This window comes from Mitsuaria sp. GD03876 (assembly GCF_029840635.1).
Taxonomy (GTDB): Bacteria; Pseudomonadota; Gammaproteobacteria; order Burkholderiales; family Burkholderiaceae_C; genus Roseateles.
Map to the genome: position 1 here is coordinate 1 of NZ_JAOCCU010000079.1, position 14,920 is coordinate 14,920.

Annotated in this window: 13 protein-coding genes; all 13 read right to left on the reverse strand. The window is 72.4% G+C overall.

Annotated elements, in window-relative coordinates; genetic code table 11:
* The coding region (locus N5D62_RS27535) for an NAD-dependent epimerase (RefSeq protein ID WP_279761279.1) at window positions 1-963 on the reverse strand (963 nt) is incomplete at its 3' end.
* Between the two features lie 105 nt (window positions 964-1,068).
* Window positions 1,069-2,067, reverse strand: a complete 999-nt coding sequence (locus tag N5D62_RS27540) for a glycosyltransferase (protein WP_279761280.1) — start codon at window positions 2,065-2,067, stop codon at window positions 1,069-1,071.
* Between the two features lie 129 nt (window positions 2,068-2,196).
* A complete protein-coding gene (locus N5D62_RS27545) occupies window positions 2,197-3,486 on the reverse strand; it encodes a glycosyltransferase family 4 protein (RefSeq protein ID WP_279761281.1) in 1,290 nt (429 codons plus the stop codon).
* Window positions 3,487-3,499: 13 nt separating this feature from the next.
* Window positions 3,500-4,543, reverse strand: coding sequence for a glycosyltransferase (locus N5D62_RS27550; protein WP_279761282.1), 1,044 nt, complete (start codon window positions 4,541-4,543; stop codon window positions 3,500-3,502).
* A 1-nt stretch (window position 4,544) separates the two neighbouring features.
* Window positions 4,545-5,552: a polysaccharide pyruvyl transferase family protein gene (locus N5D62_RS27555; RefSeq protein ID WP_279761283.1), complete on the reverse strand. Its 1,008-nt coding sequence runs from the start codon at window positions 5,550-5,552 to the stop codon at window positions 4,545-4,547.
* Window positions 5,549-7,048 (reverse strand): lipopolysaccharide biosynthesis protein, encoded by a 1,500-nt coding sequence (locus tag N5D62_RS27560; protein WP_279761284.1) that lies wholly within the window; start codon window positions 7,046-7,048, stop codon window positions 5,549-5,551. Before N5D62_RS27560 ends, N5D62_RS27555 begins: the two co-directional genes overlap by 4 nt.
* A 10-nt stretch (window positions 7,049-7,058) precedes the next feature.
* Window positions 7,059-7,991 (reverse strand): glycosyltransferase family A protein, encoded by a 933-nt coding sequence (locus N5D62_RS27565; protein ID WP_279761285.1) that lies wholly within the window; start codon window positions 7,989-7,991, stop codon window positions 7,059-7,061.
* 10 nt (window positions 7,992-8,001) lie between these two features.
* The gene (locus N5D62_RS27570; RefSeq protein ID WP_279761286.1) at window positions 8,002-8,856 is read right to left on the reverse strand and encodes a WecB/TagA/CpsF family glycosyltransferase; all 855 of its coding nucleotides are present in this window, start codon (window positions 8,854-8,856) and stop codon (window positions 8,002-8,004) included.
* 16 nt (window positions 8,857-8,872) lie between these two features.
* The gene (locus N5D62_RS27575) at window positions 8,873-10,081 is read right to left on the reverse strand and encodes a glycosyltransferase family 2 protein (protein ID WP_279761287.1); all 1,209 of its coding nucleotides are present in this window, start codon (window positions 10,079-10,081) and stop codon (window positions 8,873-8,875) included.
* Window positions 10,074-11,435: a glycosyltransferase family 4 protein gene (locus N5D62_RS27580; RefSeq protein WP_279761288.1), complete on the reverse strand. Its 1,362-nt coding sequence runs from the start codon at window positions 11,433-11,435 to the stop codon at window positions 10,074-10,076. Before N5D62_RS27580 ends, N5D62_RS27575 begins: the two co-directional genes overlap by 8 nt.
* A 5-nt stretch (window positions 11,436-11,440) precedes the next feature.
* On the reverse strand, window positions 11,441-12,886 hold the full coding sequence (locus N5D62_RS27585; protein WP_279761289.1) for an Atrophin-1 multi-domain protein: 1,446 nt from the start codon (window positions 12,884-12,886) through the stop codon (window positions 11,441-11,443).
* A gap of 25 nt (window positions 12,887-12,911) precedes the next feature.
* The gene (locus N5D62_RS27590; protein ID WP_279761291.1) at window positions 12,912-13,448 is read right to left on the reverse strand and encodes a serine acetyltransferase; all 537 of its coding nucleotides are present in this window, start codon (window positions 13,446-13,448) and stop codon (window positions 12,912-12,914) included.
* Between the two features lie 152 nt (window positions 13,449-13,600).
* Window positions 13,601-14,920, reverse strand: a 1,320-nt coding sequence (locus N5D62_RS27595; protein WP_279761290.1) for an Atrophin-1 multi-domain protein, incomplete at its 5' end; no start/stop codon positions are given.

Here is a 14,920-nt window from a genome sequence, read left to right on the forward strand (position 1 = left end):
GCCCTCGGGCACCGGCATCGCCGGGCGGAAGCCGGTCCACGCGGCCAGCTCCTCGACGTCGGCATGCGTGGCCGGCACGTCGCCGTCCTGCAGCGGCAGGAACTCCTTGACCGCCTCGCGGCCGACCGCCTGCTCGATCGCGCCGATGAAGTCCATCAGCGGGATCGGGTCGTGGTTGCCGATGTTGAAGACGCGGTACGGCGCGTTGGAGCGCGCCGGATCCGCAGTCACCGGGTCGTAGGCCGGGTCGGCCGTCGCGGTGCGGTCCAGCACCCGCACGACGCCCTCGGCGATGTCGTCGATGTAGGTGAAGTCGCGGATCATCCGGCCGTGGTTGAACACCTTGATCGGCTCGTTGGCCAGGATCGCCTTGGTGAACAGGAACAGCGCCATGTCCGGCCGGCCCCAGGGTCCGTAGACGGTGAAGAAGCGCAGCCCCGTCGTGGGCAGGCCGAACAGGTGGCTGTAGGTGTGCGCCATCAGCTCGTTGGCCTTCTTGGTCGCGGCGTACAGGCTGACCGGGTGGTCGACGCCGTGGTGCTCGCTGAACGGCATCAGCGTGTTGCCGCCGTAGACGCTGGAGCTGGACGCGTAGGCCAGGTGCTTCACGCCGGTGTGGCGGCAGCCCTCGAGGATGTTGGTGAAGCCGACGATGTTGGCGTCGATGTAGGCATGCGGGTTCACCAGCGAGTAGCGCACCCCGGCCTGCGCGGCCAGGTGCACGACGCGGTCGAAGCGGTGCCGCTCGAACAGCTCGGGGATGCCGACCCGGTCGGCGACGTCCATCTGGACGAACTCGAAGCCCGGTTGGCCGCTCAGCCGCGCCAGCCGCGCCTGCTTGAGCTTCGGGTCGTAGTAGTCGTTGAGGTTGTCCAGGCCGACGACCTGATCGCCACGCGCCAGCAGGATCTGGCTGACATGCATGCCGATGAAGCCGGCGGCCCCGGTCACTAGAACTTTCAAGCGCACTCCCCGCGGTGAGGTCGAGATGGGATCCGGTCGATCCCGATCGAGAAACGGCGCCGATTCTCCATCAGCCCGGCGTCGATGCCGAGCCGGAGTCCCCGCTCATCCAGGGGCCTGTGTCTGGCCGGCCTGCGGCGTGTCGACCGTCGCACGCCTGTCATCGCGCAGCAGTAGCCGGCGCAGCGCGCGCTTGGCGATCCGGGCGGCATTGGCCGGCGAGCGCTCTGGCGCCCAGGCCTGGCGCAGCGCGGCGAAGCCCTCGGCCCGGCGGCCCTTGGCGAACAGGATGCCGGCCAGCTCGTAGCGGACGTCGGCCAGGCCGCGGCGGTGCGCGCGCTCCAGCGCCGGATCGGCGGCGAAGGCGGCGGCGTGCCGCTCATGGAAGCGCAGCACCGCCTGCTCGTGGTAGCGCAGCGTCTCGTCCCAGCGGCTGGTCAGGTTGGCGCCGTGGTCCACCTTCTCCATCAGCACGTCGGACTGGAGGAAGAAATCCGTGGCCAGCGCCATGCGCAGCCAGAGCTCGAAGTCCTCGGCCTGGCGCAGGCTGGTGTCGAAGGGGCCGACGCGGTCGAGCAGCGAGCGCGTGAACATCACGTTCGAGCAGGTGCCCACGACGTTGCATTCCAGCAGCCGGCCCGCCGGGCGCGGCAGCACGCGGTCCGTGAAGGGCCCCAGGCGCGCCTCCAGCAGTTCGAAGCGGTTGTGCGTGAGCTGCCGGCCGAGGTCGACCGACAGGAAGTTGCAGCAGGTGAACTCGACGCCGGGGTGCTGGGCGAAGACGCGCACCTGGCGTTCGATCTTCTCCACGGACCACAGGTCGTCCGCGTCCAGCAGCGCGATCAGGTCGCCGCGCGCGGCGCGCAGGCCGGTGTTGCGGGCGTTGGACACGCCGCCGTTGGGGATGGAGATGACCTCGATGCGGTCGCCGTAGCCGGCCAGCACCGTCGCGGTCGCGTCGGTCGAGCCGTCGTTGACGACGATCACCTGGTCGACCGGCCGGGTCTGCGCCAGCACGCTGTCGACCGCCTTGGCGATGTGTTTCGCCGCGTTGTACGCGGGAATGATGACGGACACGGTGGGCCGCGCTGGCTCGTTGTGCATCGCCGGTTCCGCCCGGCCCTCGCGGGGGGCGGCCTCCCTGAGAAGACTGCTTTTTGTGCACCGGGACCGGGCGCTTGCGGCGCGGCCGATCCGTTCTGATCGCGCACCATGCGCGACCGAGGCGCGAGCCTAACGGATTCCTGACGCCTGCGGGGCCCCCGCGCCCCCGGGGGATGCAACAGCGGCAACGGACGGATTCCCGTTTTCCGGCCCCAAGGCTTGCCGGACGGCGTCCGAGAAGCCGCCGAACGAGAACCGCGCCGCCGCGCCCGGGGCGGCCGCCAGGCCGGCGGCGACGCACTCGGCCGGCGCCTGCAGCAGTTCGACGCAGCGCTCCAGCCAGGCCTGGGCGTCGGCGCCCTCGCGCAGGCCGTCCAGGCCCTCGAAGCCCTTGAGCGCGTGCGTCGTGCCGACGCAGCAGCGGCCGTAGACCAGCGCCTCGATCACCTTGATGTTGGTGCCCCCGCCCTGGAAGATCGGCGCCACGGTGAACAGCGCCTGCTCGTAGAACGGCGCCAGCTCCGGCACCCGGCCGTGCACGACGACGCCCGGCACGCGGGTCCAGCGCGCGCGGGCGTCCTCGTCGGTGAGCTTGCCCACCAGGTGCAGCCGCGCCCGCGGGAAACGCAGCGCGATCCGCGACCAGACCTGCGTGACGAACCAGTCGAAGCCCAGCAGGTTGGGCCGGTAGTCGAAGGCCGCGACGCCGAGCACGTTCAGCGCGTCGCCGCCGGTGTAGGCCAGCGGCGCGGCCGGCGCCGGGTAGTTGGCGAACGGGATGTTGGGCAGCACCGCCAGGCCGTCGCGGCCCAGCCGCTCCGCGTCGCGGGCCTTGGCCACCCAGCCGCCGGCCAGCCGCGCGGCCAGCTGGCGCTCGCGCGCCGCGTAGCTGCCGGCGATCTGGCGGTAATAGGCCTTCAGCGGGCGCGGGCCGGCCTCCTCGGCGCGGCTGTGCCAGACCTCGGACTCCAGGTCGTCGAAATCGAGCCAGGTCGGCAGCAGGTCGATCACGCCGGTCTGCACCACCGACCACAGGTAGCGGCCGACGGCCAGGTCGTAGCCCTCGTCGCGGACAAGGCGCGCCACCTCGTCGGCGACCCGGCCGCTGCGGTACAGCGTGAAGCGGCTGCGCAGCAGCCAGCGGGTGAGCCGCAGCACGTTGACGCCGACCGGCCCGTAGCCCAGGTCCAGCCGGCGCAGCGTCAGCCCGCCCGGATGCGGCCGCAGCACCGCCTTCAGCCCGAAACGCGCGCGCATCTCCCGCAGGGCCTCGTCCGCGATCTCGTTGGCGGTGATCAGCACGGTGTCGACCTGCCCCAGCCGCTTGAGCGCCTGGTACAGCAGGAAGCTGCGCTGCGCGCCGCCGGAATCGGCCGGCCACGGCGGCACCGGCGAGACGAACAGGATCTTGCGGGTCATCGCGCCGCCGTCCTCACTCGAAGCGCTGCTTCATGCCGATGAAGTACTTCTCGGCCGAGCTGCGGTACGAGCCCAGGCCCAGGTAGTAGCCCAGGTCGGCGAGCTGGCCGAGCCAGCGCAGGTCGCCGCGGCGGCGCGCGCGGCGGTAGTTGACGTAGCGGCGCGCGCTGCGCAGGTAGCAGTGCCAGCGCGGGATCGTCAGGTCCTGCGGCACGTGGCCGTCCACGATCATGAAGTTGTCCTTCAGGCCGTAGCGGGTGCGCAGGTAGCCGGTCGTCGCGCCGGCCAGGAAGAAGTACTCGAACAGGTAGGAAGCCGTCTGGCGTCCCGGCGGGATCAGGTGGTGGACCGCCGAGCCCGGCACCCACCAGCCGGTCGCGCCGGCCTTCATCATCCGGTAGAAGGAATCGACCTCCTCGCCCAGGCGCTTGTGCGTCGGCGACACGCCCAGGTCGGGGTCGTACAGCGCGGTGCGCTGCTCCGCGGTCCGCACCGCGAAGTTGGCGCCGAACGGGATCTTGTTGCCGGTGAAGGTCAGCGGCAATTCCTCGCCGCCGAGGTCGCGGTAGGCCATCGGGCAGGCGATCGGCCATTGCAGGTGCTGCTCGACGAACCAGGACGGCGCGCCGCCGCCTTCCAGGCGCGGCAGCACGCGGCCGCCGAAGATCGCCGCCTCCGGATGGCGGCGGAAGGCCTCGACGTAGGCGGCCAGCCAGCGGCGGTCCATGCGCACGTCGTCGTCGGTCCAGCACAGGTAGCGGCCGCGCGCGGCGCGCACGCCGTGGTTGCGCGCGTTGGACAGGCCCGGCGTGTCCTCGCGGGCGTAGCGCACCGGCAGCCGGTCGGCGAAGGAGCGGATCACCGCCTCGGTGTCGTCGCTGCTGCCGTTGTCCACGACCAGCAGTTCCCAGCGCAGGCCCTCGGGCACCTCGAGCTGGGCGGCGGAGTCGAGCACCTCGGCCAGTTGCCGGGCGCGGTTGCGGGTGCAGATGACGACGCTGACGTCGAGGTCGGTGGGCGTCATCGGAGTCGTGGCGGCGGTCGGCGCGGCGCTCATCTCACAGCCCCCATTCCTTGAGGTGGGCGAGCACGTCGTCCGAGGTCTTGGCGCGGCGCACCTGCGGGTAGCGGCCGGTCCAGGCGCCCATGTAGCCGGCGATCTTGCCGTAGCTGTTGTCCAGCACCACGTGCGGGATGTCCATCATCGTGGACAGGATGTGGGCATGCAGCCGGTCGGTGACGACGACGCGGCCCGAGGCCAGCATCTTCAGCCCGCGCTGCACGCGGCCCTCGGCCAGGCGCTGGTACAGGTCCAGCGTGCCCTGCGGCGAATGCAGCCCGCCCTTGCCGGCCATCGCCAGCCGGGTGCGCCAGCGGCACAGGCGGTGAAAGCGCTGCGGCTCGCTGACCCAGTCGCCGGCGGCGGCGTCGGGATGGCGCAGCAGCGGCGCGCGGTCGTAGGCGGCGCGCTCGGTGTCCTCGCGCAGCAGCATGAAGATCCCGGTGCGCGGCGACACCGGCTTGTCCAGCGGCCCCATGCCGAAGGCCATGTCGGGCAGCAGCTCCACCGGGCAGCTGAAGTGCTCGCGGGCGAAGTTCAGGCTGGGCTGGTCGCGCACCAGCAGCGTGAAGCGGCCATGGCGCGCGATCGCCTCGGCGGTCGCGGTCACCGCGGCCGGCGCGCTGAAGCTGATCGACTGCGGCAGCTGCACGATCTCGCGATCGGGGAAGTCGGCCATCAGCCGCACGCGGAAGTCCTGGTGCTTCGGATAGATGTCGCCGAAGTTGCCGCCGCCGTGGATGAAGATCGGGCCCGACGGGCTGGCCGCGCGCAGCGCCTCCTTGGAGTAGCTCTCGACGGTGCAGGCGTAGTTCGGCGCGCTGCCCAGCAGCCGCTTGAACAGCGCGATCTCGCCCAGCCAGATGGCGCTGTCGCCGACGTTGTAGTGGTCGGGGAAATCGACCAGCGCGAAGTCCTGGCCCGGGCGGACGAAGCGCGACAGCGCGCGCGCGGCGAGCGCCGCCTGGTCCTCGATCAATCGCTTGTAGTCCGTCACGTCGCTCACGTCGCTTCCCTTCCCGTCGGAATCAATTTGCCCAGCTTGCCGGCGGCCTTGCCGGCGAGTTCGATGAAATCCTGCTCGGCGCCGGCGGGCTTGCCCGCGGCCCACCACAGCGCCAGGTGCAGCGCCAGGTAGGTGCCGAAGCCCGCCAGCATCAGCGCGCCGAGCCAGCCGGCGCGCTCCAGCACGCCGCCGGCCACCGGCCAGTGGTGCACCGTCAGCGTCAGCGCGGTCCACATGACCGCCACGCTGAGCAGCGAGCGCCAGCTGTTGAACAGCTGCTGGCGGATCGTCAGCCCGATCAGACGCCGCACCAGCGTCGCGTTGATGAACACGCCCAGCGTCCCGGAGATCATCCGGCCGAAGACGATGCCGGTCATGCCGGCCCACCACATGCCCACCAGGATGATGGGCACGCGCATGCAGAAGCCGAACACGTCCCGGCCGAACATCATCCGCGTCTGGCCCTTGGCCATCGCCAGCGGGTGCACCGCCGAGCTGATCGTCTGCACCGCGAAGACGCAGGACAGCACCTGCACGATCAGCACGGCGTCCAGCCACTTCGGTCCCAGCACCAGTTCCACCAGCGGGCGCGCCAGCGCGCCCACGCTGAAGCCCACCGGCAGCGCAATCATCGTGATCAGCGCCTGCGCGCGGGCGTAGGTGCGGCGCAGCCGCTCGGGGTCGTCGGTGACCTGGCGCAGCCCGGGGAACAGCGCCTGCTCCAGCGGCCCGATCGTCTCGCGCGTGGGCATGCCGGCCAGGTTGTCGCCGACGGTGTAGGTGCCCAGCGCCTTGGGGCTGATGAAGGTGCCGATCAGCAGGTGGTCCAGCCGCCAGTTCAGCGTGTTGAGGATCGTGCTCAGCGTCACCCAGGCCGAGAACGACCACAGCTCCCGCACCTTGGCCAGCGTGGGCCGCGGCCGGAACGGCACGACGCAATACGACACGATCAGCCCGGTCAGCTGCGTGGCCAGCGTGCCGGCCACCAGCGCCCAGTAGCTGCGGAACATCAGCGCCATCGCCAGGCCGATGAAGAAGCCGGCCAGCTTCTGCGACACCAGCACGGTGAATTCCTGCCAGAACTCCAGCTTGCGGGTCAGCACCACCTGCTTGGGGTTGTTCAGCCCGGTCAGGAACATCGAGCCCGCCAGCAGCAGCAGCACCGGCAGCAGCCGCGCGTCCTTGTAGAAGTCGGCGATGAACGGCGAGGCCCCGGCCAGCAGCGCGGCGATCGCGCCGGCGCGGATCGCGTTCATCGTCCAGGCGGTGCTGAAGTGGGCGTCGGTCGGTTCGCGGTGGTGGATCAGCGCGGCCGACAGCGACATCTCGGTCATCGCCATCAGCAGCGTGATCAGCGTGTTGGCGATCGCGACCAGGCCGAAGTCCTCCGGCGTCAGCAGCCGCGCCAGCACCAGCGTGCTGATCAGCCCCAGCAGGTTGACCACCACCTTGGCGCCGCTGAGCCACAGCACGCCGCGGGCGAGTTTTTCCTTCATGCCCGCCCCGTCAAGAGAACAGCGCCTGCTTCAGGCGCGAAAGACCGTCATAGCAGACCCGCGGCACGTGGCTGAGCACCTGCAGCCGCAGCTTCTCGGCGCGGAAGGTCTCGGTGCGGGTCTCGCGCAGCAGCGCGCGGCCGGCCGCCGCGTCGCCCCAGCGGATCTGGTGGTGCGCGTGCAGCAGGCGGAAGAAGTTCTTGAACTCCTCGGCCTCGCGGCGCGCCTCGACCTCGCGCGGATGCGCGGCGGTCCAGCGGTCGATGGTGTCGAAGAACACGTAGCGCGCCGGCGGCGCATGGGTGTTGAGCGCGCGGTTGGTGGCGTCGTTGAAGTACATGCCGCCGGCGCGCGGGTCGAAGACGACCGGCCCCTGGAACAGCAGCCGCAGCCAGGTGTCGATGTCCTCGCCCAGGCGCACGCCCTCGGGGAAGCCGCCCGCGGCGAGCAGCGCCTCGCGCCGCGCCGCCACCGACGACGAGAACACCGGCGAGCCGTGCTTGCCGATGCGGAAGTAGGCCGCCGGGTCCAGCAGCTGCGCCGGCGCGCGCGCCGGGTCCACGCCCAGCGAGCGCGCGCCGCCGGGCGCGACCACGGTGTAGTTCATCGCCACCGCCACCGCCTCGGGGTGCCGGTCGGCCAGCGCGCGGACGTTGGCCAGGAAGTCCGGCTCCCAGGCGTCGTCGGCGTCCAGGAACGCGATCAGCGGCGCCGAGGTCAGCGCCACGCCGCGGTTGCGCGCGGCCGAGACGCCGGCGTTGGGCTGGCGGTGCAGCCGCACGCGCCGGTCGGCGACGGCCTCGACCAGCGCGGCGCCGCCGTCCTTGGAGCCGTCGTCGACGACGACCAGCTCGAAGTCCGCGTGGGTCTGCGCGAGCACCGACTCGACGGCGCGCAGGATGTGGTGCTCCTTGTTGTAGAGCGGGATGACGACGCTGATCATGGCCGTCCCCTCAGCGCGCGGCCGCCGGCCGGCGGCGCGCCAGGCGCGCCCGCCACAGCAGGCCGACGGCGAACGGGATGCCGTCCACCAGGTAGCGCCGCGCCAGCCGGCCCGGCTCCTGCACCATGCGGAACACCCATTCCAGGCCCGAGCGCTGCATCCAGCCCGGCGCCCGCTTCACGTCGCCGGCGACGAAGCTGAAGCTCACGCCCACGCCCAGGTACCAGGCGCGCGGCGCCAGCGGGCGCAGCCGCGCGATCAGCTTCTCCTGCTTGGGCGAACCCAGGCCGACGAAGACGATGTGCGGCTGCCAGTCCAGCAGCAGCCGCTCGATGCGCGCCATCTCCTCGGGCTGCTGCTCGAAGCCCATCGGCGGGCACAGGCAGCGCACCGCGTCCGTGCCGTCGGCCGGGATCAGCCGCGCGGCGGCGGCCTCGGCGGCGCCCTCGTTGCCGCCGATCAGCGCGATGCGCAGCCCGGCGGCATGGGCCTCGCCCATCAGCCGCACGAACAGGTCGGAGCCGGTCAGCCGCGCCGGCAGCGGCGTGCCCTGCAGCTGGCTGGCCCAGACGATGGGACGGCCGTCGGCGGTGAACACCGTGGCCGAGTCGACCAGCGCGCGGAAGCTCGCGTCCACGCGCCAGCGCCGCAGGATGTCGATGTTGGGCGTCACCACCCAGCCGCCGCGCCCGGCGCGGGCCTCGTCGACCAGGTGCGCCGACAGCGCCGGCACGGTGCTGGCGACGAAGTCCAGCCCGTCCACGCGCACGGTGGGCAGCTCGGCGGTCGCGCCGGGCGCGCCGGTCTTGCCAGAGGCGGTCGCGGGCGTGGGGGCGGTCGCGGTCGAAGGAGTGGGGAACGTCATGGGGGATCGGGTCGGGTCAGGTGTCGCGCTTGGTGCGCACCCAGTCGGTCTGGCGCTTGAACACGAAGCGCAGGTACAGCGGGATCTTGGCCAGCAGGATGAACGGCGCGCGCGCCAGTTCGCCCAGGCTCAGCACGTCGGCGGCCCAGCGCTGCTGCGCCACGACGATCGCCGCGACGAGCATCGCCACCGCCAGCAGCGCCAGCACGAACGGTGCCACCCAGCCGGCCGTCACGGCCACGACCAAGGTCACGCACGTCCATCCGACCAGCGACATGGCCAGCAGCGCCAGCGGCGGCACCAGCATGTCCAGCACCTGCAGCAGCTGCGCGCCGCGGCCCGGGCGCAACGAGCGCCACAGCAGCCCCGGGCCCTCGCCCACCAGCATCGCCAGGTGGCCGTGCTCCCAGCGGGTGCGCTGGCTGGCCTCGCCCTCCTGGCTGTTGGCGAACACGCTGGTCACCCGCGCGTCCTCGCACAGCAGCGGCGGCGCGCCCAGCTGCGCCAGGCGCACGCCCAGCTGCATGTCCTCGGCCAGGTGGCCGCTGGCCAGCGGCGCCTGCACCGCCACCTCCCACGGGAAGGCCATGCCGGTGCCGTACAGCCCGCAGGGCAGGCCCATCTGGTGCATGCCGCGCGGGCGCACCAGGTTCTTGACCCGCATCGCGAACTCCGCGACCCGCGCCTTCAGGCCGTCGTTGGCCGCCTCCATCAGGTAGGTCGCCTGCACCGGCCGGCCGGTGCCGTGCGCCACCGCCGCGATGCGCGGCAGCAGCTTCGGGTCGAGCATGCAGTCGGCGTCCAGGATGACGACGACATCGGGCGCGTGGCCCTCCTTGAGCGCCAGCGCCTCGAGCGTGCGCACGCCGAAGTCCAGCGCGTAGCCCTTGCCGCGTTCGGTGGCGTGGAAGCGCTCGACCACGGTCACGTCGAACTCGCGCGCCTGCGCGGCGGTGTCGTCGCCGCAGTTGTCGGCCACGACCAGCACCCGGTCCTCGGGCCCGAGCTGCGCCAGCGCCTGCATCAGCGTGGGGCGCAGGCCGCGGCCCTCGTTGTGCGCCGGCATGATCACCGCGATGCGGCGCGGGCGCTGCATCTCCGGGATCGGGCGGTCCGGCAGCAGCGCCAGCAGCACCTGCGCCAGCACCAGCGCCGCCGGCACCAGCGCCAGCAGGCTCAGCGCGACCAGCAGGACCCACAACACCACGACCAGCACCTCAGGCATGCGCGTTCTCCTTCGCGCCGGACGCGGCGCGATGGGGGGAATAGGCCTTGGCCGGCGACGCGTACTCCTGGAACAGCGCCACCAGCCGGGCCGCCTCGCGATCGATGTCATGGCGCTCGAGCGCCGTGGCCCGCGCGCGCTGGCCGACCCGCGCCAGTTCGGCGTCGTCCAGCCGCAGGCAGGCGAGCATCGCCTCGGCCAGCGCCTCGGGATCGCCGGCGGGCAGCAGCCAGCCGTTCTCGCCGTCGCGGATCAGTTCCGGGATGCCGGCGATGCAGGTGCTGACGCAGGGCCGGCCCAGTGCCATCGCCTCCATGATCACCACCGGCAGGCCCTCGGCGAAGCTCGCCAGCACCAGCGCGCGCGCGGCCAGCAGCTCCCGGCGCACGGTGTCGCTGTCGATCCAGCCGGTGATGCGCACCTGGCGCTCCAGGCCGAGCTCGCGCACGCGGCGCTCGATCGTCGGGCGCAACTCGCCGTCGCCGGCCAGCACCAGCTCGAAGTCCGGCACCTGGCGCGCGACCGCGGCGGCCGCCTCGACCAGCAGCAGGTGGCCCTTCTGCTCGGCCATGCGGCCGACGCACACCAGCCGCTTGCCGGCGGGCGCCGGCGCCTGGACGGCGTGGAACTCGGGATCCAGCCCGCAGTGCACGACGCGCAGCTTGGGCCACTCGGTGTAGGCGACCCAGCGCGAGAGCTGGCTGCGGCAGAACGAGGTGATCGCGGCGACGAAACGCGCGCCGCGGATCTTGTCGCCCAGGTGCAGGAAGTCGGGGCGGTCGAATTCCTCCGGCCCGTGCACCGTCATCGAGTAGCCGGGACCGCCCAGCGCCTCGATCAGCAGGCCGACCTCGGCCGGGTTGGTGCCGAAGTGGATGTGCAGGTGCTCGATGCCGGCGCGCTGCAGCACCGGCAGCGCGGCGCAGGCCTCCATCAGGTAGACCAGGTGGAAGGGCCAGGGGCGGTCGGCGCGGCGGCTCATCCGCAGCGCCAGCTTCAGCGCGGCCAGGAACCGGCCCGGCGCGCGCGTGGCCTGCGCCAGCGTCGCCTTGACCAGGCCGAAGGCGCCGTCCTTGAGCAGGTATTGGGTGCGGGCCTTCTCGGCCTGGTCGACCGGATCGGGCGCGTCGTCGTCCCAGCCGCGGATGGCCAGGCGCAGCACCTCCAGCCCCTGGCGCTCGACCGCCAGGATCTCGCGCCGGATGAAGGTGTGGCTGACCTTCGGATAGTGGTTGACCAGGTAGGCCAGGCGCGGGTGGCGCGCCGGCGCGCCGTCGGCGGCCGAGGTCGCGGACGCGGCGGCGTTGGCGCCGGCGCTCGCGGTGGCGGGAGTGATCGGGGACTGCTCGGACATCGGGGTCATTCGTTGAGCGCCAGCAGCTCGCCGCCCGCCCAGGCGTCGCCGCCGGCGCTGGCGCGCACCATCAGCCGCACGCCGTTGAAGCGCTCGGGCCAGCGCAAGCGCGAGGTCTTGCCGTCGGCCAGGTCGCCGGTGTCGAAGGCGATGCCGCGCTCGCCGCGGACCTGCAGGCGCAGCGTCGCGTTGGACGCGCGCGCGGTCAGCGTGCATTCCTGGCCGGCCTTGGGCATGGCCCAGTGCACCGCGGTGATCGCGCGGCCGCCTTCGTTGAAGACGACATCGCCGGCGCGCGCGTCGCGCAGCACCACCGCCTGCTTCCAGGTGTCGTAGCGGGCGCGGGCGTCGCCGCGCTCGGCCTTCCATTCGCCGCGCATCGACAGCACGTTCTGCGGCGCCGCCAGGTCCACCGGCCGGCCGTGGCCGTCCAGGAAGCCCGAGGTCGACTGCACCGGCCGCAGGCTCCAGCGCAGCCGGTCCAGGTCGCTGGCGACCTGGTTGTTCCAGCCGCCCATCGGGTGCAGCTTCAGCGCGGTGCCGATCTCGGCGTAGATGACGAAGGGCGTGCCGACGTTGCGGTCGACGACGTAGCCGCCGTAGACCTTCAGCGTCTCGGCCACCTTGCGCAGCTTGGCGTCGTTGAGCTTGGACACGTCGAAGTCGGGCGGCAGCATCAGCAGCGCGCCTTCCGGGATCGCGCCCTTGTTGCGCTCGGGCTGCGAGTCCGCCGAGGTCGCCGGGAACACGTAGTTGGGCCGCGCCTGCAGCCCGGAGAAGGTCAGCGACATCGCCAGCGCGTGCCGGTACATCGTGTCGCCGTCGTCGTACTCGTGCTTGCGGATCAGGCCGCCCATCGTGGGCACGCCGGCCGCGCGCGCGCCCTGGAAGTAGTGCGCCGGGTCGCCCCAGCCGCGGCCGTCCAGCCGCGTCCAGGCGTACTGCTGCGCGCGCCAGTCGTCGCCGCTGCGCTTGAGCATGAAGAAGGAATGGACGATGCCGGTCTGCGGGTCGACCAGGTCCAGGTGGCCGTCCGAGCCCTTGGACGGCATCGCCGCCTCGGGCCAGCGCGGGATCACGACCTCGGGCTGGTGGGCCTCGGCGTCCGGGTCCCAGAGGCCGGCCTTGTCCAGGCCCAGCACGCGCTGCGGCTTGTCGTCGGGGCCGCACAGGAACACGCCGGTGGACCAGGTGCCGTTCTCGATCGTCGGGTAATAGTCGTCCTTGGGGATGCGGGCCTCGCCCAGCACCGGATCGACCGGCCGCGAGTTCCACGGCGACTGCGCCGAGAACGGCCGCTCCAGCGTGCCGAAACGCGGGCGGCGGCCCTTGGCGTCCTTCAGGTCCTTGGCGTCGCCGGCATCGGCCGCCAGCGCGTCCAGCCACGGCGCGGCCACGCCCGCGGTCAGCCCCAGGCCCGCGCCGCACCAGCGCCGTCGATTCCACTCCATCGTCACGTCGGAAGTCCTTCCATGGTCAGCCCCGCGCCAGCGCCGCGGGCGCTTCCGAGATCCCGGGCGAGCCCGCCGGCGCGCTCGAGGCGGCGTCGACGGGGGGCGCCACCTGGGGCAAGACGCGTGCCGGGTTGCCCACGGCGGTCGCGCCGGGCGGCACGTCGGTCAGCACGACGGCCATCGCGCCGACCTTGCAGCCCGCGCCCAGCCGCACGCCGCCCAGCACCTGGGCGTAGGCGCCGAGCTCGACGCCGTCCTCCAGCACCGGGCAGGGGCCGTCCTCGACCCGGTTGCCCAGCGTCACGCCCTGGCGCAACGTGCAATTCGCACCGATGACGGTGGCCGGATTGACGAAGATGCCGCCGAAATGCCAGATCCGCAGCCCGGGCCCGATCCGGCATTCCTTGGGCAGGCTGATGCCGGTGAGCGTCTCCACCCCCCGGAACAGCAGCCAATAGAGCTTGGTGCGCCAGCGGCGGCCGAAGCCGGCCGGCATCGCCTCGATCCGCTGCCCGAAACGGTGCACCCGCAGCGCCCACAGCGATTGCTCGCGGTGCATCGCCGCGCGGCCGCCGTAGCGGGCCAGGTCGGCCGCCCAGTCGGCGCGCCAGTCCGAGGGACCGGACACCGGGGAGGCGCCCGGACGCGCGTCGGCGTTCGCGTCGGCTGGAACGTCGGCTTTCGCGTCCAGATGCGGATCGAGGCGGACCGTCATCGCATCAACACCTTGCCCGACATCGGCGTCAGCGGCGCGTTGGAGACCAGCGTCCCGCCCACCGTCGAGGCCGTGCCCGCCGAGCCGCTGTAGGCGTACAGCGCGGTGCGCAGCGAGGCGCCGTCGGGCCAGGCGAAGTCGATGCTCTCGCCGTCGGCCAGCTCGCCGCTGTCGAACAGCCGCGCGCCCGCGGCGCTGAACAGCTGCAGCTTCAGCCGGGCGCCGCCGGTGGCGCGCGCGGTCAGCTTGTAGGACACGCCGGCGACCGGCCGCGCCCAGGTGACCGTGCTGATCACGCGGCTGCTGTAGTTCACCTGCACCACGTCCGCCGCGCCGGCCGGGAAGGCCACCGCCTGCTTCCAGGTCTCGAAGACGCCGGCCGGGCTGCCGCGCTGCAGCGACCACTGGCCGCGCATCGACAGCAGGTTCAGCCGCTGCTCCGGGATCACCGCCTGGCCGTTGCCGTCGACCCAGCCGCCCACGCTCACCACCTGGCGCAAGGCCGCGCGGACGCGGTCGAGCTGGGTCGCCGTCTCGTTGTCCCAGCCGGTCGGCATCAGGTTGAAGTTGCTGCCGTTCTCGACGTAGATCACGTAGGGCGTGCCGTAGTTCCGGTCGACGACGTAGGCGCCGTGGCGCTTGAGCGTCTCCGCCACCTTGCGCAGCTTGAGGTTCTGGATCGTGGCGGTGTCGAAGTCCGCCGGCAGCATCACCAGCGCCCCCTGGGGGATGCCGCCGGTGTTGGTCGTCGCCGCGTTCGCGTCGGCCGAGGTCGCCGGGAAGATGTAGGGCAGCGTGGCGCTCAGGCCGTTGAAGGTCAGCGACATCGCCAGCGCGTGGCGGTAGGCCGGCAGCCCGTCGTCGATCTCGGCCTTGCGGATGATCCCGCCGATCGCCGGCACGCCGACCGCGCGGGCGCCCATGTAGTAATGGCCCGGCTCGCCGAAGCCGCGCCCCGCCAGCGGCGCCCAGGCGTACTGCCCGGCGCGCCAGACGCCGCCGGTGTCCAGTTTCAGCTGGAAGAACGAGTGCACGACGCCCATCGCCTCGTCGACGATGTCGGCATGGCCGTCGGAGCCGGCGGCCGGCTTGACGTTGGCGGGCCAGCGCGGAATGACGACGTTGGCCCGGTAGACCTCGGCGTCCGGATCCCAGACGCCCTGCTGGCCGGCCAGCGGGAGGACGGTCACCGACGGATCGCCGCTGGCCGCCTGGAAGGCGCCGGTGGACCAGGTGCCCTCGGCCAGCGTCGGGTAGTACTGCGAGGTCGGGATCGAGAACGTGCCCAGCACCGGATCGACCGGGCGCAGGTTCCA